Here is a 22,570-nt window from a genome sequence, read left to right on the forward strand (position 1 = left end):
AAGCACGAAATGGACAAGTTCCACGAGTGGGAACTGACCCGGCCTGTAGTGGCCAGCACCACCACTGCGGTGACGGCGCCGCCAGCGCAGGCTACGCCACCAGCACAAGCCACGCCGCCGGCGCAGGCCACACCACCGGTTTGGTCGAGCAGCCAGTTTGTTACGGACCCGGCAACCACTACTGGCCCCGTCTCTCCTCAACCAGCCGCCGAATCGGCCAAACACGCCGGAATAGCCAGTGCGGCCGCCAATACCACCGACAGCAGCCGCGAACCCAGCACCACGGCAGAAGATACGGGCGGAAATATTCGCTGAACCGTTCCTGCTTTTCCGCAAAAAAGCTCCGTAGCCATGGCTGCGGAGCTTTTTTCGCTTGATATCTGCCCTGTACGCAACGGGCTTGCACCCGCACCACTGCAGTTAGGCCGCAGCGGCGTGGTCGCGCACGAAGCGCACAAAGTCGCCCACGGTGTAGAGGGGTACTTCGTCGGGAATGGTGATGCTGAAGTTGCGCTCGAGTTCGAGAATGATGTCGACCACGTCGACGGTGTCGAAGCGCAGGTCGCGGGCGAGGCTGGCGGTTTTGCGCACGCGGCTGGCCCGAATGGCCTTGCGCTTGCTGATGATGCGGAAAACCTGCTGCTCGATGGTGGGCGTGTGGTGAGCGGAGCTAGTGGATACGTACATAATAGTTGCGGAAAAAGATGGCGAAGTGAAAGCCCTTAAATGCGCTGAAGGTGCCCGGCGGCAGCTAATGCTGCAACAAAAACCAGCCGCTGGGCCCCAACAACGCAAGAATTATTAGGCTAGTACCGGCGGCGTAGCCGCCTGTATTTCCTCAGAGTCCACCTCTTCCGGATTGGTTGCAAGGGTATCCGGATTTTTTCCGGAAATTTTTCCTTTGAGGCTTTCGCTCAGCAAATACATCACCGGCACGACCAGCAGGGTGATGCCCGTGGCGAACACCAGCCCGAATATGATGGTCCAGGCCAAGGGGCCCCAGAACGTCACCGACTCGCCGCCGATGAAGAAGTGCGGGTTGCCGCTGGCGAACAGCTCGTAGAAGTCGATGTTCAGGCCGATGGCCAGCGGGATGAGGCCCAGCGTGGCGGCCGTGGCCGTGAGGATAACCGGGTTTAGGCGCGTGCGGCCGGCCAGCACAATGGCCTCGCGCAGCGGCATGCCCTGCGAGCGCAGCATGTCCATGAATTCGACCAGCAGAATCCCGTTTTTCACCACGATGCCGGCCAGGGCGATGATGCCCACGCCCGTCATCACGATGCTGACGTTCTGGCCCGTGATGGCCAGGCCCCAGAACACGCCGGCGATGGAAAACAGCACTTCGGAGAGAATGATAAGCGGCTTGCTCAACGAGTTGAACTGCGTAACCAGAATCAGGAAGATGAGGCCGAGGGCCCCGATGCCAGCCAGGGGCAGGAAGTTGGTGGTTTCCTTCTGGCTTTCCTGGGCGCCGCCCATGTCGATGGTGTAGCCGGGGGGCGTGGGGAAGGATTTGAGGGCCGTTTGCACGGCGGCGGCCACGTCGGGGCCGGAGTAGCCGTTGAGCACGTTCGACGAAACGGTGATGACGCGCTTGGTGTCTTTGCGCTTGATGCCGCCGTAGGTAGAGCCGTACGTCACATCGGCCACCGAGGAGATGGGCACCTGGCGGATGGCGCCGGTGGCGTCGCGGAAGGTGAGCGGGGCGTTCACCACGGCATCTACGTCGGAGCGGTAGGGCTCGGCGTAGCGCACTTGGATGGGGTACTCATCGTCGGAAGTTTTGAATTTGCTGGCCTCGGTGCCGTAGATGGCCGTGCGCACTTCCATGCCAATCTGGCCCGTGCTGATGCCCTCGCGGTTGGCGCGGGTGCGGTTGATGTTCACGGCGATTTCGGGGTTGCGGTCCTGCAGGTTCGAGCGCAGGGCTTCCACGCCGCCAATGTGCAGCGAATCGACGTAGCGGGTTACTTTCTTCGAGAGGGCGGCCAGCGTCGGGTAGTCGTCGCCGGCTATTTCGATGGCAATGGGCTTGGGCTGGGGCGGGCCGCTGGCTTCCTGGTCGACCGAAATTTCGGCGCCGGGAATGCCCTTCACCACTTCCCGGATTTTATCCATGTACACGTGGGTTTTGGGGCCCTTGCGCTCGCTCAGCTCCTTGAACGCCACGGCCACCTTGCCCATTTGCGACTGCGACGTGCCCGAAGCGGAGCCGGGGTCGCTGGGGTCGCCGGCGCCGATGGCCACGTTGGTAATCACCGATTCCACGTCGGGGTTGTTGCGGCCGATGACGCCGTAGATGCGGTTTTCGAGCACGTGGGTAATCGAGTCCGTCACCTCGACCTTGGTGCCCACGGGCATGTTCAGGTAGGTATAGATGAACTTGGGGTCGCCTTTGGGGAAGAAGTCGACGTGCGGCTTGCGCACGCCCACGGCCACGAACGAGCCGATGAAGAGCACCACCACGCCCACCATCACCAGGGCCGGGTGGCCGATGGCCCAACGCACGAGGTTGGCGTAGCCGTTCTGGAACTTCGGCAGCGCGCGGGTCTGGAACCAGGCAATCATCTTCACAAACACGAACTTATCGAGGAAGCAAAGCAGGATGAGCGTGATGGCCAGGTTGCCCACGAAGGTGGAATGCGCCACGTAGCCAATGATGGCAATGACGAGCAGCACGCCCATGGCAATCAGGAAATTGCGCGTGATTTTAGGCTTGCTGTGTAGGTCTTCCTCGAAATGCTCTTCGCGCTCCATAAAGCTCACGGCAAACACCGGGTTCATGATGAAAGCCACCACGAGCGAAGCCATGAGCGTGATAATCAGCGTCACGGGCAGGTAGTACATGAACGAGCCCACGATGCCCGGCCAGAACATGAGCGGCACGAACGGGGCCACCGTCGTCAGTGTGCCGGCCAGCACCGGGATAAATACCTCGCCGGCCGCAAACTTGGCGGCTTTGGGCGTGCTCAGGTTGGGGTGCTCGTGCAGCAGGCGGTGGGTGTTTTCGATAACCACAATGGCATCATCGACCACGATGCCCAGCGCCAGCAGGAAGGCGAAAAGCACAATCATGTTCAGCGTGAAGCCGAACAGCGGGATGACCAGGAAGGCAAGGAACATCGAAATTGGCACCGAGAGGCCCACAAACAGCGCGTTGGTGGTGCCCATGAAGAACATCAGAATCAACGTCACCAGCAGGAAGCCGATGATGATGGTGTTGATGAGGTCGTGCAGCGTGACGCGGGTGTCGTTGGAGGTGTCGCCGGTCACGGTGATGGTGAGTTCCTTGGGCAGGTTGGCTTTCGAGTCGGCAATCAGGGCCTTGATTTTGTCGGAAGCGTCAATCAGATTTTCGCCGGCGCGCTTCACCACGTTCAGCGTGATGGCGTTTTTGCCGTCGAGGCGGGCGTAGCTTTCGCGGTCCTTGAAACCGTCGGTGACGGTGGCGATGTCGCCGAGGCGCACCGGCGCACCGTTCAGGTTCTTCACCTGGATATCGGCAATGTCGGCAGCGCGCACGTACTGGCCGGCCACGCGCACGGCGCGCTTCTGCCCGCCCACGTCGATGGAGCCGCCCGAAACGGTCACGTTCTCGGAGCCGATGGCACGGGAAATGTCTGAGAAGCTCAGGCGCGAGGCGCGCAGCTTGTTCAGGTCCACGTCCACGTTCACCTGCTGGTCGAGGGCACCCACGATGTCGACGCGGGTGATTTCGGGCAGGGCCTCAATCTTGTCCTGGAAGTCGTCGGCGAACTTTTTGAGCTGGGCGGCAGGCAGGTTGCCGGCCAGGTTCACGAACATGATGGGCTGCTCGGAAATGTTGATTTCCTTCACCGTAGGGTCGGCCGGCAGGTCGTTGGGTAGCTCGGTGCGGGCCTTGTCCACGGCATCCTTGATGAGCTGCTTGGCCTCGGGCACCTTCACGTTCGAGTTAAACTCGATGTCGACGATGCAATAGTCCTGGTTCGAGGTGGAGTTGATGTGCTTCACCCCGTTGATGCCCTTTATTTCCTTTTCCAGGTGGCGGGTCACCAGGTTTTCCATGTCCGTGGGCGAGGTGCCGGGGTACACCGTGGCCACGATGATGCGCGGAATCACGATGTCGGGGAATTTCTCCTTGCCGAGCTTGATGTAGGCGAAAATGCCCGCCACGCACAGCAGCACCGTGATGATGTAAATGCTGGTCTTGTTGTTAATGGACCAACTGGTTGGGCCAAATTCTTTTTCGATATCCTGCATGGTTTTTTTCTTAGAAGACAAACCTGGAATTCATTTTAAATCAGCTCGTCATGCTGAGCTTGTCGAAGCATCTCTACCGCAGTAGTAAATGATATGCTTGCGCGGTAGAGATGCTTCGACAAGCTCAGCATGACGTTCTTTTGGCTTAGCTGGCGGCGCCCTGCACGGCCACTTTCTGGCCTTCGTTCAGGTTCTGGTAGCCGGCCGAAATGACTTTGTCCTCAGCGGTCAGGCCGCTGGTTACTTCTACTTTGCCGTTGTAGGTGTTGCCGGTTTTGATGATGCGCTTCTTGGCCACGGCCTTGCCGCCTTCCTGGCCCACCACGTACACGTAGCTGTTTTCTTCGTCGTGCTGCACCAGGTCCACCGGGATGACGGTGGCGGCGGCGGCGGCGTAGTTCTGGATGCGGACGGTGGCCACCATGTTGGGGCGCAGGTCGGCGGCTTTGGCGCCTTTCAGGCGCAGCTCTACCGTGAAGGTGCGGCTGGTGGCGTTGATGCTGCGGCTTACCACGCGCACTGTGGCGGGAATTTCCTCGCCACCCAGGTCCGGAATGGTCACCACGGCGTTGTCGCCGGCCTTGATGCTGTTGCCGTAGGCTTCCGATACATCGGCCAGTATTTTGCCGCCCGTGCCACTGGTCAGGCGTACCACCGGCGCGCCGGGCGCCGTGATTTCGCCCAGCTTAGGCAGCACCTCGTCCACGGTGCCCGAAAAGGGCGCCACTACGTTATATAAAGCGCGCTGCTGGTTGAGCGTGGCCAGGTTGCGCTGCAAAGCCTGGTAGTTGTTCTTGGCCTGCAGGTACTGGATTTCGGTGCCAATCTGCTGGTCCCAGAGGCTCTTCTGCTTCTCGTACACCGTCTTGGCGAGGTCCATGCGGGTGCGCAGCTCGGCGGCGTTGGCATCAAGAATGCTGGCATCGATGGTGGCCAGCACCTGGCCTTTGCTCACGCGGTCGCCGCGCTGCACGCGGATGCTGGTGAGCGAGCCGGCGGCGCGGCTGCCCACGGTGGCATTCTGGTCGAAATCGACGCGGCCCTGCACTTCGAGGTAGCTCTTAAAGCTCTCGGGCTTGGCGTTCATCACCGAAACCGGGGTGGGGGCTACGGTGGCGGGGCCGCCGGTTTTGGCTTCCAGCTCGGTAATCTTGGCCTGCGTGGCGGCCTGCTGGCTTTTGAGCTTGGCCAGTTCAGCTTTAGGGTCTTTGCTTTCGCCGCTGCAGGAGGCAAGCAGCAGGGTGCCGGCCAGGAACAGGGCAGCGGGTTGGGTTGAGGAGAAACGCATGGGTAAGCGGGGTATTTTTAAGATGTCGGAAGACACGTAGCGCGGACTTTTAGTCCGCGAGTGATGCCGTTGAATTTGGTCGCCATCGCGGACTAAAAGTCCGCGCTACCGCTATTTTTTAACCTGGTTGAACAGCTCGCCGGTCGCTTTATCGCGGTCTACCTTGGCTACCAGCACATCGTAAATCGCGCCGTAGTAGTTAGTCTGGGCCGAGCGCAGGTCGGTTTCGGCGGTGATGACTTCCAAGTTGGAGCCCACGCCGGCGTTGAACTTGATGCGCGTGACGCGGGCCACGTCGGTGGCCAGGTCGAGGTTGGCTTTCTGGTTATCCAGCACGTCGAGCGCGTTGATGAGCGTGGTGCGGCTTTGGGCATCCTGCAGGTCAATGCTCTGCTTCAGGGTTTCGAAGCCGCGCTCGATGGTTTGCTGCTGAATGCGCGTTTGCTGCACCAGGTACTTGCGGCGGAAACCGTCGAACACCGGCACCTGCAGGCTCAAACCCACGTTGCCGAAGCCAAACCAGTTCTGGTTGACAAAGCCGGCTGAGTTGCGCGAGCTCGGCCCGCGAAACGCCAACAGGTCGCCCGCCGTGTTGGCCGAGCCCGTGAAACCGTAAGCGCCCGTGAGCACGAGGCGCGGGTAGGCCCCGGCCTGGCGGTTGCGCAGGTCGAGGCCGGCCAGGGCCTGCTGGGTTTCCAGGGTCGAAAATTCGATGCGGTTGTTGTAATTGATGGCGCCGCGGGCCGCCGTAGGCTGGCCACCGGAGAGGGCGTTCTGTTGGTCGAGGCGGTTTTGGGCGGCGGTGTTGTCGCTGCCGGGCGCCGCGGGGGCCGTGGGCACCGCGCCGAGGCCATCCGCGCCGCCGCCGGTGTTGAAGCTGGCCGCGCCGAGGCGCTGGCGCAACGCCCCGGCATCCACCACGGCCGCGCTGAGCGAATCGGTGAGCTGGATGTTCTGCTGTTGCGGCAGGCCCATCTGGAATTTCAGCAGGCCGAGGCTCAACTCCGTGAGGCGCTGGGCTTTCTGCTGCTCCACCACCAGGTTGTTGCGCTGCACGCGCAGGCGGTCCACGTCGAGCTTCTCGGCAAAGCCGGCTTTGAACACTTTCTGCGTTTGGTTCAGCACCGTGTCGAGGCGCTGCACGTTGCGGGCCAGCAGGGCGAGGCGCGAGCGGGCCACCAGGGTGCTATAGTACGCCTTGCTCACCTGCTCCACCACGTCGATTTCGGCCTGCTGCGTCTGCTTCTTGGCCAGCTCGGTGTACACCTTCGCGGCCTTCAAGCCAATCAGATACGAGCCATCGAACAACAGCTGCGACACCGAAGCGCTGGCGTTGCCGGCGTATTGCAGGCCGAAGGCAAACGGCTGGGGTGGCAGGGCCAGCTGCTGGGTGCCCAGCACCTGCTGCGTGCCCGCCTGCGCCGCGGCCAAGTCGCTCTGCGTGAGCACCGTTTGCGAGAGCGGGAAGCTCACCAAGCTCTTTTGCAGCTTGAAGTTGTCGGAAATCGTGCTGGCCACGTTCACCTGCGGCAGGCCGGCGCTCTTGATTTCGCCCACTTTGGCGGCCGCCGTAGCCTCGCCCAAACGGGTAGCCAGCAGCGTCGACTTATTCTGGATGGCGTAGCTCACCGCCTGCTGCAGGCTCAGGGGCATGGTGCCCGCGGTAGGCGGGGCCGCCGGCAGCGCCGAGGGCGAGGTTTGGGCAAGCAGCGCCCGCGGCACGGCCGCGCTCAAGGCAGCCGCCAGCAGGAATCTGGTTCGAAACAGCGTGTTCATAAAAACAGCAAAAAGGGAAACGGGTAAGCGGGGAAAAGCGGGGGGTTATTCTTCGTCGGTGACGTTGCGGTACTGGTTGATGAGCCGGTGGCCTTTCAGCGTGGCCACGCCGAGCATGAAGTGCTCGAGCAGGGCCTGCGACACCCGCTCGTTCGGGTATTGCAGGGGCGGGTACACGTCGGAGTTGAACATGATTTCAATCTGGGCCAGGCGCATCCGGGCGATGACGTCCACGTCGAGGTCGGCCCGGAAAAGGCCTTCGGCAATACCCCGGTGCAGATTATCAATGATTTGGCTGAGGATGAACTGGTTTTTGTGGGCCAGCCAGAGCTTCCAGGTGCCGGGGTGGAATTTTTGCAGGTCGTAGAAAATGCTGGGGTGCACGTTGCTGAATTCCTGCCGCGTCCACTTCATCATTTGAAAGAGCTCATCGATGGCCGAAGTTGACGACTGTATCATGGCCGTGCAGTCGAACTGGGCGCTGTGCAGGTGGCGGGTCATCGAGGCTTCCACAATCTGGTCCTTGTTTTCGAACCATTTGTAGAGGGTCTTTTTCGACATGGCCATGTCGGCGGCGATGTCGTCCATGCTCACGCTTTTGATGCCGTTGCGCATGAAAAGCGACTGCGCGTGGTTCAGGATTCGGTCTTTGATTTCCATAATTAACGCCGCAAAGATACAATGGAAACTTTTATTGTGCTCAAAGTTTCCAATTTCTTTTTGGCGTTCCCAGCCAGTCCGGGCACTTTTCGCCTTTACCTGACGCAGACATCCCCCCGATATTTTACGGAACCCTGAAAAAAAGTGAGTTGCATGCCGCATGACTAACTAATTTAACTGGCAATGCAAAGCTAATAATTTTAGTTGAATGATATTAGCTAATCACATTATTAATTTAAAAAGTCTTGGTGGTGGCTGTCGGTGCAAAGCCACGGCCGGCGGGTACTTTTGCGGCGGCCCCGTCGGCCCGCACACATTCCTTTCTTATGAAAATCCGAACCGGCTTCGGCTACGACGTTCACCAACTGCAACCCGGGCTGCCCTTCTGGCTGGGCGGCATTGAGGTGCCGCACACCCACGGCGCCCTCGGCCACTCCGATGCCGACGTGCTCATCCACGTCATTTGCGACGCGCTTTTGGGCGCGGCCAACCTGCGCGACATCGGCTTCCACTTCCCCGACACCGACCCGCAGTACAAGGGCATCGACTCGAAAAAGCTGCTGGCGGGCGTGATGCGCCTGTTGCGCGAGCGCGGCTACGAGGTGAGCAACATCGACTCGACCATTTGCCTGGAGCGGCCCAAGGTGAACCCGCACATCCCGGAAATGCAGCGCGTGCTGGCCGCCGTGATGGGCGTGGCCGAGGAAGACATTTCCATCAAAGCAACCACCACCGAAAAGTTGGGTTTTGTGGGCCGGCAGGAAGGCGTGGCCGCCTACGCCAGCGTGCTGATTCAGAAAGCTTAATGGTCGTCATGCCGAGCGCAGCCGAGGCATCTCGCTCGCTTCGTTGCAACGATTGAGTTAGTGCGGCACGCGAGATGCCTCGGCTGCGCTCGGCATGACAACCTCATAAAACTCTCATTCCCACCATTCAAATTTCAATGAAGCAAACCTCTCTCCTGCTGGCTTTCCTCGCGCTGGCCAGCGCTGCCCCGGCCCACGCCCAGGGCAAAGTTAAAATCAAGACCAAAGGCAATGTGACGGCCCCCGCCGCCAAAACCAAGCTAAAAGAAGGCAAGGCCGAAGCGGCGACCCAGCCCGTGGCCCCTGCCGAGGATTTGAGCGTGAAATACGCCGACCTGGTATCGGCGGAGCGCCTGCGCACGCACTTGGCGGTGCTGGCGTCGGACGAGTACGAGGGCCGCGAAACGGGCATGAAGGGCCAGCACATGGCCGCTGCTTACGTGGCCACGCAGTTTAAAAACGCGGGCCTGACCGGCCCTGTGACCACGGGCACCGACCCTTACCAGCAGCACTTCAACGTGGAGCAGGTGACCTGGGCCGACGGCGCCACCCTGAAAGTGGGCAAAACCAGCTATGCCTGGCTAAAGGATTTCTACGGCATGGGCGACTCGCCCTTCGCCACCGAAACCACCGTGAAACCGGTGTTTGTGGGCTACGGCATCGAGCAGCCCGGCTACTCCGACTACGCCGGGGTGGACGTGGCGGGCAAAGACTTGCTGGTGCTGCTGGGCGAACCCACCGGCGACGGCGGCAAAGCCCTGCTGAGCGCTGACGGCGCGCCCACGAAATGGGGCACCGATTACCGCGGCAAGCTGCAGCTGGCGTCGCAGAAAGGCGCCCGCACGGTGTTTTTCGTGAGCTTCAACCCCAACGACAACTTTGCAAAGCAAACGGCGCGCTTGGCCCCCTTCATCTCCCGCCCCGCAACGGTGATGCAGAGCACCGAGAAGCCGAGCCGCGGACCGGCGTTTTTCATCTCGCCGGCCGTGGGCCTGCAGGTGCTGGGCGCCAAAGACGCAGCGGTGCAGGCGTACCTCACCAAAATCAACGCGACGAAGCAACCGGTGAAATCTCCCTTCAAGGCAATGCCCATGCAGATACGGGCTGCCCGCAAGCGCGTGCCGTTGGACACGGAGAACGTGCTGGGCTTCATCGAAGGCACCGACAAGAAAGAAGACATCATCGTGATTTCGGCCCACCACGACCACTTGGGTGTGCACGATGGCGAGGTGTTCAACGGGGCCGATGACGACGGCTCGGGCACTTCGGCCATTATCACGATGGCGGAGGCGTTTGCCAAGGCGAAGGCCGAAGGCCACGGTCCGCGCCGCAGCTTGCTGTTTTTGAGCGTGACGGGCGAGGAAAAGGGCCTGTTTGGCTCGGAATACTACTCGAAGCACCCGATTTTCCCGCTGGCCCAAACGGAGGCCGACTTGAACGTGGACATGATTGGGCGCACCGATGTGGAGCACGAAGGCAAGCCGGACTACGTGTACGTCATCGGCTCCGACAAGCTGGCGTCGGAACTGAAGGTGATTAACGAGGAACAAAACCAGCTGTACACCAAGCTCGACCTGGACTACCGCTTCGACGACCCCAACGACCCGAACCGCTTCTACTACCGCTCCGACCACTACAACTTCGCGGTGAACAAGGTGCCGGTGGCGTTTTTCTTCAACGGCGTGCACGCCGACTACCACAAGCAAAGCGACGAAATCGATAAAATCGAGTTTAATAAGATGGAGAAGCGGGCCCGGCTGGTGTTTCATCTGGCCTGGGCGCTGGCCAACCGCGACGGCCGCATTGCCGTTGACTCGAACAAGCCGTAGGTAGCCTGATTAACAGAACGTCATGCTGAGCTTGCCGAAGCATCTTTACCACGAGAGTAATTATTTACTTATACGGTAGCGATGCTTCGGCAAGCTCAGCATGACGTTCTACTTTTATCCTAACCATCCCCTCCCCTCTTTTTCGTTGATGAAGAAAATCGTACTGTGTGGGCTGCTGGCCCTAGCCCACATGCTACCCGCTGTGGCTCAGCAAATACCTACTAAAATTCTGGGCCCGACTAAGATGAAGGTGAAGCGCGGAGGAATCACGTCAACCCCTCCCTTTTCCATTCCGGACTTCTCAGCCACCTACGCAGCCCTCATCCAGCCCGACGAGTTGCGCCTGCGCCTGGCTACTGTGGCCTCTGACGCCTTTCAGGGACGCGAAGCCGGCCAGCCGGGCCAGAAGCTGGCGGCCGACTACCTGGCGGGCCAGTTCAAAACCACCGGGCTGCAAGGGCCCGTGCCGGGCGGCGACAACCCATATCTGCAGCACTTCCAGCTCACGCGCGGCACCTACGCGCCGGGCGGCTACGTGGAAGTGAGCGGCCAACGCTACGACTACCTGAGCGACTGGTTCAGCTACGGGCCCATGGCGTCGCCGTTTCTCACGCCCACGGTGGCGCAGCCGGTGTTTGTGGGCTTTGGCGTGGAGCAGGGCGGGTATTCCGACTATGCCGGGCTGGACGTGAACGGCAAGGACGTGGTGGCCCTGATGGGCGAGCCGGAGGACGAGCGGGGCCGCAAGCTGCTGCGCCCCAGCGGCCGCCCGGCCGACTACTGGGACTCGGGCCTGCGCAAGGCCGCGCTGGCCAAGGCCCACGGCGCCCGCAGCATTTTCCTGATGACGTTTGCCCCCGCAGCGGCTTTTCGGAAGCAAACGGCCGAGCTGGCCACTTCCCTGCAGGAACCCGCCTTTGCGCTGCCCGACCCCGGCCCGGAAATAGTGGATACCGTGGCCGAGAACATTCCGCCCGGCATTGGGGTGTACTTCACCTCGCAGGAAATGGGCATGCAGCTGGCCGGTGCTTCCTTCAATGGCTTGCTCGACTATGTGCGCGCCGTGGGACGGGCGCGGCAGCCCGTGTCCGCCGGCTTTCAGCCGCCGACGGCCAGGCTGTACCTGCCGCAAAACCAGCAGGCACTGACGACGGAGAACGTGCTGGGCTTTTTGGAGGGCACCGACAAGAAGGACGAGGTACTGGTGATTTCGGCCCATTACGACCACCTCGGCGTGAAGCACGACACCATTTATAACGGGGCCGACGACGACGGCTCGGGCACGGTGGCCGTGCTGGCGTTGGCCAAAGCATTTGCCCAAGCCAAGAAAGAAGGGCACGGCCCGCGCCGCAGCATCCTGTTTGTGCTGATGACGGCGGAGGAAGAGGGGTTGTTTGGCTCGGAGTATTACACGGCCCACCCGGTGCTGCCGCTGGCCAGCACCATTGCCGATTTGAACATTGACATGGTGGGACGCACCGACCGCAAGCACAGCCCCAAAAAGCATTTCGTGGCCTTGGTGGGCTCCGACAAATTGTCGTCGGAACTGCACGCCATCAGCGAAAAAGCCAACCGCGACTACACCCACCTGGAGCTGGACTACCGCTTCAACGTGCCCGGCGAGCCGGAGCACATTTACTACCGCTCCGACCATTACAACTTTGCGCGGCGCCGGATTCCGGTCATCTTCTACACCACCGGTGAGCACGAGGACTACCACAAAGCCACCGACGACGTGGAGAAAATCGAGTTTGATAAGCTAGCGGAGCGGGCGCAGCTCGTGTTTCACACGGCCTGGGAATTGGTCAACCGGGAGCAGCGCATTGTGGTGGATTCGAATAAACCCTGAGCGCGGAGTTTCACGAAGTTTTAAAATTTAAGTCTCGCTAAGGCTGGATGTTGTATGCACGAGAACGAGATTTCGAAGGTGGTGTTAGATGCGGCCTTTCGGGTGCATAGCGCATTGGGGCCAGGGCTTTTGGAGTCAGTCTACGAAGCAGCTCTGACGCATGAGTTGCGAAAACAAGGGCTGGCGGTGGAAACGCAAGTCCCTATCCCGGTTGTATACGATGGGGTGAAACTTGCTATCGGGTTTCGGCTGGATGTATTGGTTGAAAATAAGGTAATTCTTGAGTTGAAGTCGTGTGAGAACCTAATTCCCATCCATTCAAAACAACTGTTGAATTATCTACGCCTGGCCGATTTGCGGCTCGGCTTGTTGTTCAACTTCAATGTTGAATCCCTCTGAGGCAATTTTATTCGCCTTGTTAACAACTTACGCTAAGCGGCTTTTCGAAATCAGCCTTAGCGAAACTTCCTTTGAAACTTAGCGAAACTTTGCGCGCATGAAGGCCGAACAATTCCAACTCGACGCGGAGAAGAAAGCCTTCGACCGCGAGCACCGCCGCAAAATCCGCTTCAACATCGGCAAGTACGACGCGGCCGTGAGCGCCGGCCTCAAGCTCTACGACCAGCACGAACTGGCCCGCGACCGCGGCGCCTACCTCAAAGCCACCGTGCTGGAGAAGCTGGACGAGTACCTGCTGCAGTTCGAAGCGGCCTTCACGGCGCGCGGCGGGCGCGTGATATGGGCGCGCGATGCCGCCGAGGCCCTGGCCGAAATCGGCAAGCTCACGGCTGCGCGCAATACCAAAACCGTGGTGAAGGCCAAGAGCATGACCACCGAGGAAATTCACCTCAACAAGTACCTCGCCACGCAGGGCATCGAGTCCGTGGAAACCGACCTGGGCGAGTACATCGTGCAGCTGAACGGCGAGCGACCCTACCACATTGTGACGCCGGCCATGCACCTGAGCAAGGCCGACATCAACGCCATCTTCGTGAAGCACCTGGGTACCGAAAGCACCGACGACGCCCAACAGCTGGTGCTCACGGCCCGGCACCTGCTCCGCAACAAGTACACCAGCGCCGAAGTGGGCGTGACCGGCGGCAACTTCCTCATTGCCAAAGAAGGCGCCATTGCCGTGACCGAAAACGAGGGCAACGCCCGCCTGTCGGCGGCTTTCCCGAAGCTGCACATTGCGGTGGTCGGCATCGAAAAAGTGATTCCGCAGCTCACGGATTTGGACTTGTTCTGGCCCTTGCTCAGCACCAGCGGCACCGGCCAGCAAGTCACGGTGTACAACACGGTGTACTTTGGCCCGCGCCAGCCGAACGAGGTGGACGGGCCCGAGGAAATGGTGGTCATCCTGCTCGACAACGGCCGCACCAACCTGCTGGCCCAGCCCGACAAGCGCGCCGCCCTGCGCTGCATCCGCTGCGGGGCCTGCCTGAACGTGTGCCCGGTGTACAAGAACATTGGCGGGCACACCTACGAAACCACCTATTCCGGCCCCATTGGCTCGGTCATCAGCCCGCACCTGAGCGGCCTGCCCGAGCACAAGCACCTGAGCTACGCCAGCAGCCTGTGCGGCGCCTGCACCACGGTGTGCCCGGTGCGCATTCCATTGCACAACTTGCTGCTCCTCAACCGTCAGCAGAGCGTGCGCGAGGGCCACGCGCCCACCGAAGAGCGCGCCGCCATTGGCCTCTGGAAGTGGAGCATGCAGCACCGCTGGGCCCTTGACCTGCTGCCCGTGAAACTGAAGGACTGGAGCCTGGGCCGCTTGCTGGGCCAAGTGGGCTGGAGCAAGCGGCGCGAAAGCCTGCACATTGCCGGCCCCTCGTTCCGGGAGCTGTGGAAGAAGCGGACGGCACAGCCATAGGCGGGCCAAGGCGCTAGCGGTTCAGCTTCTCGGCGGCGTTGTGCGTATCAGGGCATTTAGCTGCTTATGCACCCCTACTTCTTGCTCGCCCTGCGCATTGTGACCGGCCTGGGGGGCATGGTGCTGGTCATCACGACCCTGTCGGCGGCCATTCGTTCGTTCATCCTGCCGCGCAACGAGGTGGTGCGGCTGAACGTGTGGATATTCATGGGCATCCGCCTGTTCTTCGATTTGGCAGCCAAGCTGGCCAACTCGTACGAGCGGCGCGACAAAATAATGGCTCACTACGCGCCGGTAGCGCTGGTGGCCCTGCCCGTGGCCTGGGAAGCACTGGTTGGCCTGGGCTACACCGGCATGTTCTGGGCATTGGGCGAAGGCCGCTGGGAACGCTGCTACGAGCTGAGCAGCAGCTCGCTGCTTACTTTGGGCACCACCAGCACCCGCCATACCTTCATCGCGGCCCTCAGCTACTCCGAGGCCACGCTGGGGCTGCTGTTGCTCACGCTGCTGCTGTCGTATCTGCCCACCATTTACCAGGCGTTTTCGCGGCGCGAGGCCACCGTGGCCCTGCTGGAACTGCGGGCCGGCACCCCGCCCACGGCCGCGTGCCTGCTGGGCTGGCTCAACCACGACGGCTCGGTGCAAAACGACGACCAGCAGTGGGCCGACTGGGAGCGGTGGTTTGTGGAAATCGAGGAAAGCCACACCTCGCTGCCCATCCTTTCGTTCTTCCGTTCGCCGCAGCCGGGCCGCTCCTGGGTCACGAGCAGCGGCCTGATTCTGGATGCGGCAGCGCTGCTCTTTGCCGCCGTCGATGGGCCGCAGCCCCGGCAGGCGCAGCTCACTTTCAAAGCCGGCTGCCTGGCCCTGAACCGGGTGTACCGCTTCTTCGACGACCGGGCGGGCGCGGAGCCTACCAATCTGCTGCCCGAAGACCCCACCAACGAAGCCAGCCGGCAGGACTTTGACACGGCCTGTAGCCTGCTGGCCGAGCACGGCCTGCGGGTGTGCGAAGACCGCGCCGCTGCCTGGGAGCGGTACCACGAGCTGCGCAGTCGCTACGCCTCGGCAGTGGATTTTCTGGCGCGTCTTACCATGGCTCCCAATATTCGGGCAGCTGGGTAACGCTGGCGTGCGACAATGGCCCGGCGGGGCAGCCAGGCCTTTCATTTTTTTTGAGCCCGGCCCTAGCGGGTTCTCAGCCAGGGCGGCGCATGGCCGGGCCGCACTTGCCCAGCCCGCACGAAAACCGCCCAAGCAGCTCATGAAGGCAGAAAAAGGCCATAAGATGCCAAGGCCAGCTCCTGCCTAGCGAAATAGCGCATGGGCATGTGCAGAAACCCAACCAACAAAAACACCATCCATGCATTGGAGACCATAAGTCAACAGATAGCTTCGCGGCGCTCACGCTCTTCCCCAACCCCACAGCCGACGGTGCAGGAGGTTCTTTTCATGAAACGGTCATTAAGCGTCTATTTATTGCCGTTGCAGAACGCGAAAGGGCTACTTATGAGTACATTCGCCGCGTCGCATTTAATTTTTCCCCTTACTTTTTTACTGCCCATTTTATGTCAAACCCTTTACGAATACGACCAGGTATTGTGCGCTCGTTGCCACTTGTCCGGCAGGTCTGGTCCTGGCTGCTAATCCTGATGGCCGTGCTGGGCACCAGCCATTCCTCGTGGGGCCAGGCTACGTACTCAACGGTACCGCTAACGGCCGGAAGTTTCACGGCCGACGTCGTGGCCAATGGTCTCAGCCAGACGGCCGCTTCGGCCTCCACCACTGCGTCGGTGGACAACGGCAACTACCGTTTCATGGAAAGCACCTTCAGCTCAACGGCCACGGCCAGCACCCGCACCCAGGGCCTGCCCCCCGGCGGTAGCCTGAGCAGTGCCGCTACTACCGGCCTGACTTTCCAACTGGCTTCCTATACCGGCAACAACGCGCTCCGGCTGGCTACCACCGGTGCCACGGGCACCCTGGCGTTTGCCACGCCCCAGGCCGCCAGCGAGCTATACGTGCTGGCCAACGCCGGCAACGGGCCGATGGTTGCCTCGATGACCGTGAACTTCACGGATGGCACGACCCAGAGCTTCGGCAACCAGACCATCCCGGACTGGTACCTTGGCTCCCAGACCCTGGCCGCCAACACGGCCACCGCATTCCTGATGAAAGCCCGGATATTGGGCACCAGCACCACCCCCGAAACCACGACCACCGACCCGCGCCTCTACCAGATAAAGCTGACGCTGGACCCGGCCAACGCAACGAAGCTCATCTCGGGGGTTGCCATCACCCAGGTGGCGAGCACCAACACCGGGGTTATTGTGGTGGTGGGCGTTTCGGCCGCTACCTACCCCGCCTGCACGGCTCCGCCCACGGCGGGCACGGCGGCGGCTTCGCCGGCCAGCCTGTGCGCGGGCGGCACGGCCACCCTCACGCTGAGCGGCGTTAACACCGCCACGGGCCAGACCATCCAGTGGCAGTCGTCGACGACCAGCGCCACCACGGGCTTCACCAACATCACGGGCGCCACGGGAACTACCTACACCACCCCGGCCCTGACGCAAACCACGTACTACCAGGCCGTGGTGACCTGCTCGGGCCAGTCGGCCACCTCCACGGTGGCCACCGTGACGGTGCTGGTTCCCACCTACGCCACGGTGCCTTACACCCAAGGCTTCGAGACGGCCTGGCTGAGCCGCTGCGGCACCAACGATGCCCCAGATGCGAGCTGGCTTAACACCCCCTCGACGGGTAACAACTCGTGGCGCCGCGACGACGACGGCGCCAGTGCCGGTTGGACCCTGCCAACCGGTGGGGCCTACAGCCCGGTTGGCTCCAATGCTGGCGGGGCCAGTTCCACGCACTCGGCCCGCTTCCACAACTACTACGCACCCAGCGCCAGCATCGGCACCCTAGACCTGTACCTGAATATGAGCGGCGGCACGGGCACCCCCACCCTGAAATTTGACTTCCGCAACTCGGATTCTAACCCGGTGGTGGTGCTGCTGAGCACCGACGGCGGGGCTACCTTCCCGACCACGCTGCGAACGCTGGGCAATGTCTCGGCTTGGACCAGCTATACGACAGCCCTCCCTGCCACCGTGACACCCACCACGGTGATTCGCTTCCGGGCCACGAGTAATTACGGCAGCTACGACAACGGGCTTGACAACGTGAGCGTGAGCTACGTTTCGTGCGCGGCGGCAACGGGCCTGGCGGCTACCACGACGGCAGCGGGCGCGACGGTTTCGGCCAGCATCGCGTTTACGCCGGTGACGGGCGCCGCCAACTACGCCTTCGCCATCAGCCCGGCCGTGGCGGGCGCCCCCACCTCGGCGACGGCCTCGCCCATCAGCCTGACCGGCCTGGCCTACAGCACGGCCTACACCGTGACGCTGACCACTAACTGCGGCAGCGCTACGGCACAGGCCGCTACCTATACCTTCACCACTCCCTGTGCACCGCCCACCTACGCCACGGTGCCCTACACCCAAGGCTTTGAAGGTGCCTGGCTGAGCCGCTGCGGCACCAACGACGTGCCCGACAACAGCTGGGCCAATACGCCCGTGACGGGCAATAACTCCTGGCGCCGCGAGGACGATGGCGCTAGCGCCGGCTGGAGCTCAACCGCCGGGGCGTACACCCCGACTGGCAGCCAGGGCAGCAGCCACTCGGCCCGCTTCCACAGCTTCAATGCCCCCAGTGGGGCAGTGGGTACCTTCGACCTCTACTTGGACCTGAGCCCTGCTGGAACCAAGCGCCTCACGTTCGACTTCGTGAACGTTTCGACGGCTGGCAGCAAGGTTGAACTGCTGCTGAGTACCGACGGTGGGGCCACCTTCGGCACCACGCCGCTGCTGACGCTGACCACGTTTGCCACTTTCACGGCCCAAACGCTGGACCTGACGGCGACTTCGGCCACCAGTGTCATCCGCTTCAAGGCCACCAGCGACTTTGGCAGCTACGACATCGGGGTAGACAACGTGCAGGTGCGCGTGCTGCCCGCCATCGACCTGGCCGCCACCGCGCTGGCTACGCCCACCGCCACCCAGGGCTGCTACGGCAGCGCCGAAACCGTGGCCGTGACCGTGACCAACCAGGGCTCAGCCGCTCTCGACTTTACCGCCAACCCGGCTACGGTGACGGCGGTGGTTACCACGCCCAGTGGTCCGCAGACGTTGACTGGCAGCATCACCACCGGCACGCTGGCCGCCGGCGCCACCCAAACCGTGACGCTCGCCCCCACCCTGAACATGACGGCGCTGGGCACCTATGCCTTTGCCCTCACGGCCACGGTGACCGGCGACGGCAATACCGCCAACGACCTGCTGACGCCGTCGCCGACCCGTACGGTAGTGGCCCCGGTGGCTGGTACACTGGCCCCCGCCGCTGCGTTCATCTGCAACAGCGGCACGGCCGCCCTCACCCTGACGGGCGCGGCCAACGGCAGCATCCAGTACCAGAGCAGCAGCAGCGCCACGGGTCCGTTCACGAACATCAGCGGGGCCACGTCGGCTGCCTACACCACACCGGTGCTCACCACCACCACGTATTACCGGGCCCAGGTTACCTGCGGCACGAACGTGGCAATTTCCAACGTGAGCACCATCACGGTGAACACGCCGGTGGTGGCCAGCACCAACACGCCCATCGCCATTTGCGCCGGCACCACGGCTACGCTCACGGCTGCGGCTTCGACGGGCGCTTCGGTGCGCTTCTTCAGCGCCGCCACCGGCGGCACGGCCCTCGCGACTGCCACGGCTGGCTCGTATACCACGCCGCCGCTCACCGCCAGCACGACTTATTACGCCGAAGCCTACACGGGCGGTATCAGCGTGGCCGGTCTGGCCGACAACAGCGCCAGCAATGGCACATTTGCCCAGTCGTCACTCACCGATTATCCGTTGGGTTTCTCGGTAGCGCAGTCGGGGAGTCTGACATCGGTTGACGTATACCCAACGGCGGCAGGCACCCTCACCGTTCGCTTGTACCGGGTGAGCGGCACGCAGCCAGCTGGTACGGCCACAGCCGTCGCGGGCAGCGACGTGACCCTTACGGTGACGGCCGCCCAGGTGGGCACCCGCGTGACGGTACCGCTGAACTACGTGCTGACGCCCGGCGATTATAAGCTTTCAAACTTCGCAGGCGGCCTGGGCCGTTTCAGCACCTACTCGGGCAGCTACCCGTTGACTTCGGCTGATGGGGTACTGGTTGTGAAAGGGTCGTATACGTTTTTCAGTTCAACGTCGTACTCGAACACTACCTATAACAGCTTCTTTAACCTGACATTCAGCACCGAGTGCATCAGCGCGGCAACGCGCACGCCCGTTCAGGTAAACGTGACGCAGCCGGCCACGGCCACCTTGCCGGTTTCGACGGATGCTACCTGTGGCAGTTCGCCCTACCAGCTGGCGGGCACCGTGGGCGGCTCGGCCACCACCGGCACCTACACCAGCAGCGGCACGGGCACCTTCTCGCCCAATGCCACCACGCTCAATGCAACTTACACTCCTTCGGCTGCCGACATCGCAGCCGGCTCGGCCACCATTACCCTGACGGCCACGGCTAGCCCCTGCGCCCCGGCAACAGCCACGCTGGCGCTCAGCATCACGCCCGCGCCGGTGGCTACGTTCGGCTACGGTAGCGCTGCAAGCTATTGCGTAAGCGGGGCCACCAACCCGACCGTTGTGCTAGGCACGGGTGCCACGGCGGGCACGTTTAGCTCGACCACAGGTTTGACTCTGAACGCCACCACCGGCGCCATCACGCTGGCCAGCTCTACCCCCGGCACCTACACCGTGACCAACACCGTGGCGGCCTCGGGTGCTTGCGCAGCAACGACTTCGACTGCTACCGTGACCATCACGGCCGCCCCCGTAGCGACGTTCGGCTACGGCACCAGCTCAACCTTCTGCGTAAGCGGGACTACCAACCCAACGGTGACGCTGGGCGCGGGCGCCACGGCCGGCACGTTCAGCTCCACCACCGGCCTGACATTGAATGCCACGACGGGGGCCATTACGCTGGCTTCCTCCACGCCCGGCACCTACACCGTGACCAATACCATTCCTGCCGCCAACGGCTGCGCGGCCGCTACGGCCACTTCGCTGGTCACCATCACGACGGCGCCGGTAGCGACATTCAGCTACCCCGCGGCCACGACTTACTGCGCCGGCAGCACCAATACCGTTGCGCCTACGCTGGCCACCGGCGCTTCGTCGGGCACCTTCAGCTCCACCTCGGGCCTGGCCCTGAACGCCACCACCGGTGTCATTACGCTGGCTACTTCGTTGCCCGGCACCTACACCGTGACCAATACCATTGCCGCTTCCGGTGCCTGCGTAGCCGCCTTGGCCACTGCCACGGTGACCGTTGCCCCCGCTACATCGGCAGCCTTCACCTACAATGGCCCCTCATTCTGCGTGAGCGGGGCTACAGCTCCGGCTGCTACCGTCACCGGTACGGCTGGCGGTACCTTCAGCTCGACGACGGGCCTGACGCTCAATGCCACAACGGGTGCCATCACGCTGGCCTCCTCCACGCCCGGCACCTACACCGTGACGTACGCCGTGGCAGGCGCCTGCGGCACCAGCAGCACCCAGTCAGTGACCATTACAGCGGCGCCCCTGGCTACGTTCAGCTACGGTACCACCTCGACTTACTGCGTGAGCGGCACGACGGCTCCGGCCGTGGTGCTGGGCACCGGTGCCACGGCGGGTACCTTCTCTTCTACAACGGGCCTGACCCTGAACGCCACGACGGGCGCCATTACGCTCTCGTCTTCGACGCCGGGTACTTACACCGTAACCAACACCATTGCCGCTGCCAACGGCTGCGCGGCCGCTACGGCCACTTCGTCGGTCACCATCACGGCGGCGCCGCTGGCCAGCTTCACGTACCCGGCCGCCGCCATCTGCGCCGGGCAAACGGCGACAGTGGCTCCTGCGCTGGGGACTGGGGCTACGGCGGGCACCTTTAGCTCCACGACAGGCCTGACGATTAACGCCACCACCGGTGTCATTTCGCCTTCGACTTCAACGGCTGGCACCTACACGGTGACCAACACCGTGGCCGCCGCCGCCGGCTGCGCGGCAGTGACCAGCACGCAATCGGTGACGATTCTGCCGCTGGCGGTGGCCACGTTCAGCTACGGCACAACGTCGACGTACTGCGTGAGCGGGACTGCCGCCCCGGCGGTGGTACTGGGCACGGGCGCCACGGCGGGTACGTTTAGCTCGACCACAGGTTTGGCCCTGAACGCCACCACCGGCGCCATCACGCTGGCCAGCTCTACCCCCGGCACCTACACCGTGACCAATACCGTGGCCGCTTCGGGTGCCGCCTGTGCCAACACGGCCACCTCGACCGTGACCATCACAGCAGCGCCGCTGGCGACGTTCAGCTACGCTTCGGCGGCGGGCTGCGCGGGGGCCGCTAGCACCGCGGCACCCACACTGGCAACGGGCGCAACGGCCGGCACCTATAGCTCGACGACGGGCCTGACCATTAACGCTAACACGGGGGCAATTACGCTAGCTTCGTCAACGGCCGGCACCTACACCGTGACCAACACGGTAGGCGCCGCCGGCGGCTGTGCGGCAGCTACGGCCACGACCACCTTCACCGTGAACCCGCGGCCGGCAGCACCGGTGCTCACGGCTACGTACAACGGCACCACCACGACCCTCACCTCCAGTGCTGCCACGGGCAACCAGTTCTACCTGGGCGGAAACATCATCACCGGAGCCACGGGCCAGACCTACGTCATCACGGGCCTGCCGGCTCAGCTCGGGTCGTACACCGTGACGACGACCAACCCCACCACGGGTTGCGTGTCGCTCCCGTCCAACGTGCTGCTGGTGACGGCTGCTAAAGCCGCCATTGCCGGCACCAGCCTGAAGGTGTACCCCAACCCCACGCCCACCGGCCGGGTCACCCTGGAGCTGGGTGGCTTCCGCTTGGCCACCCAGCTCACGGTGCTGGATGCCCTGGGCCGTGTGGTTAGCAGCGCCACGCTGCCGGCCAACAGCGGCACCGCCATCCATACCCTGGACCTGAGCGGCGTGGCCACCGGCGTTTACCTGCTACGCTTGAGCAATGCCGACGGTGTGGAAAGCCGCCGCCTTGTGCGCGAGTAGCTCGGGGCCGGGCTGAAAACAAAAGCCCCCCGGCCAATTGGCCGGGGGGCCTTTGATTTTTGGCCGGCCCCGGGCTTTAGCCCGCCCTGTTTTTATC

12 protein-coding genes are annotated in these 22,570 nt (G+C 62.6%); 7 read left to right on the forward strand and 5 right to left on the reverse strand.

What is annotated here, in order from left to right:
- Positions 1-420 precede the first annotated feature (420 nt).
- The 5 genes from JKL48_RS16155 to JKL48_RS16175 all read right to left on the reverse strand — a co-directional run bounded on the left by JKL48_RS16155 (position 421) and on the right by JKL48_RS16175 (position 7,966).
- Entirely contained in the window at positions 421-687 is a 267-nt protein-coding gene (locus JKL48_RS16155; RefSeq protein WP_201984477.1) for an acyl carrier protein, read from the reverse strand.
- Positions 688-801: 114 nt separating this feature from the next.
- The gene (locus tag JKL48_RS16160; RefSeq protein ID WP_201984485.1) at positions 802-4,242 is read right to left on the reverse strand and encodes an efflux RND transporter permease subunit; all 3,441 of its coding nucleotides are present in this window, start codon (positions 4,240-4,242) and stop codon (positions 802-804) included.
- A 145-nt stretch (positions 4,243-4,387) separates the two neighbouring features.
- A complete protein-coding gene (locus JKL48_RS16165) occupies positions 4,388-5,530 on the reverse strand; it encodes an efflux RND transporter periplasmic adaptor subunit (protein WP_201984487.1) in 1,143 nt (380 codons plus the stop codon).
- A gap of 111 nt (positions 5,531-5,641) precedes the next feature.
- Positions 5,642-7,306: a TolC family protein gene (locus JKL48_RS16170; RefSeq protein WP_201984490.1), complete on the reverse strand. Its 1,665-nt coding sequence runs from the start codon at positions 7,304-7,306 to the stop codon at positions 5,642-5,644.
- Between the two features lie 45 nt (positions 7,307-7,351).
- Positions 7,352-7,966 (reverse strand): TetR/AcrR family transcriptional regulator, encoded by a 615-nt coding sequence (locus JKL48_RS16175; protein ID WP_201984493.1) that lies wholly within the window; start codon positions 7,964-7,966, stop codon positions 7,352-7,354.
- A 326-nt stretch (positions 7,967-8,292) separates the two neighbouring features.
- On the opposite strand from JKL48_RS16175, the gene ispF reads away from it, so the two are divergent.
- The 7 genes from ispF (at position 8,293) to JKL48_RS16210 (ending at position 22,473) form a co-directional block, all read left to right on the forward strand.
- Positions 8,293-8,772: a 2-C-methyl-D-erythritol 2,4-cyclodiphosphate synthase gene (gene ispF, locus JKL48_RS16180; protein WP_201984495.1), complete on the forward strand. Its 480-nt coding sequence runs from the start codon at positions 8,293-8,295 to the stop codon at positions 8,770-8,772.
- Positions 8,773-8,909: 137 nt separating this feature from the next.
- The gene (locus JKL48_RS16185) at positions 8,910-10,601 is read left to right on the forward strand and encodes a M28 family peptidase (RefSeq protein WP_201984497.1); all 1,692 of its coding nucleotides are present in this window, start codon (positions 8,910-8,912) and stop codon (positions 10,599-10,601) included.
- A gap of 148 nt (positions 10,602-10,749) precedes the next feature.
- The gene (locus JKL48_RS16190) at positions 10,750-12,450 is read left to right on the forward strand and encodes a M28 family peptidase (protein ID WP_201984509.1); all 1,701 of its coding nucleotides are present in this window, start codon (positions 10,750-10,752) and stop codon (positions 12,448-12,450) included.
- Between the two features lie 54 nt (positions 12,451-12,504).
- Positions 12,505-12,849, forward strand: coding sequence for a GxxExxY protein (locus JKL48_RS16195; protein ID WP_201984512.1), 345 nt, complete (start codon positions 12,505-12,507; stop codon positions 12,847-12,849).
- Positions 12,850-12,946: 97 nt separating this feature from the next.
- A complete protein-coding gene (locus tag JKL48_RS16200) occupies positions 12,947-14,326 on the forward strand; it encodes a LutB/LldF family L-lactate oxidation iron-sulfur protein (protein WP_201984515.1) in 1,380 nt (459 codons plus the stop codon).
- A gap of 66 nt (positions 14,327-14,392) precedes the next feature.
- Positions 14,393-15,451: a hypothetical protein gene (locus tag JKL48_RS16205; protein WP_201984518.1), complete on the forward strand. Its 1,059-nt coding sequence runs from the start codon at positions 14,393-14,395 to the stop codon at positions 15,449-15,451.
- 443 nt (positions 15,452-15,894) lie between these two features.
- Positions 15,895-22,473 carry a T9SS type A sorting domain-containing protein gene (locus JKL48_RS16210; protein WP_201984521.1) on the forward strand — a complete coding sequence of 2,193 codons (6,579 nt, stop codon included), beginning with the start codon at positions 15,895-15,897 and terminating at the stop codon, positions 22,471-22,473.
- Positions 22,474-22,570: the final 97 nt, after the last annotated feature.

Origin of the sequence: Hymenobacter rubidus (genome assembly GCF_016734815.1) — a bacterium.
GTDB lineage: Bacteria > Bacteroidota > Bacteroidia > Cytophagales > Hymenobacteraceae > Hymenobacter > Hymenobacter rubidus.

Bases quoted from the DNA above. Each gene is read 5' to 3' on its own strand.
- JKL48_RS16200 (WP_201984515.1), top strand. From the start codon at position 12,947: ATGAAGGCCGAACAATTCCAACTCGACGCGGAGAAGAAAGCCTTCGAC.
- JKL48_RS16190 (WP_201984509.1), top strand. From the start codon at position 10,750: ATGAAGAAAATCGTACTGTGTGGGCTGCTGGCCCTAGCCCACATGCTA.
- JKL48_RS16185 (WP_201984497.1), top strand. From the start codon at position 8,910: ATGAAGCAAACCTCTCTCCTGCTGGCTTTCCTCGCGCTGGCCAGCGCT.
- JKL48_RS16170 (WP_201984490.1), bottom strand. From the start codon at position 7,306: ATGAACACGCTGTTTCGAACCAGATTCCTGCTGGCGGCTGCCTTGAGC.
- JKL48_RS16155 (WP_201984477.1), bottom strand. From the start codon at position 687: ATGTACGTATCCACTAGCTCCGCTCACCACACGCCCACCATCGAGCAG.
- JKL48_RS16205 (WP_201984518.1), top strand. From the start codon at position 14,393: ATGCACCCCTACTTCTTGCTCGCCCTGCGCATTGTGACCGGCCTGGGG.
- JKL48_RS16160 (WP_201984485.1), bottom strand. From the start codon at position 4,242: ATGCAGGATATCGAAAAAGAATTTGGCCCAACCAGTTGGTCCATTAAC.
- JKL48_RS16210 (WP_201984521.1), top strand. From the start codon at position 15,895: ATGTCAAACCCTTTACGAATACGACCAGGTATTGTGCGCTCGTTGCCA.
- JKL48_RS16195 (WP_201984512.1), top strand. From the start codon at position 12,505: ATGCACGAGAACGAGATTTCGAAGGTGGTGTTAGATGCGGCCTTTCGG.
- ispF (WP_201984495.1), top strand. From the start codon at position 8,293: ATGAAAATCCGAACCGGCTTCGGCTACGACGTTCACCAACTGCAACCC.
- JKL48_RS16175 (WP_201984493.1), bottom strand. From the start codon at position 7,966: ATGGAAATCAAAGACCGAATCCTGAACCACGCGCAGTCGCTTTTCATG.
- JKL48_RS16165 (WP_201984487.1), bottom strand. From the start codon at position 5,530: ATGCGTTTCTCCTCAACCCAACCCGCTGCCCTGTTCCTGGCCGGCACC.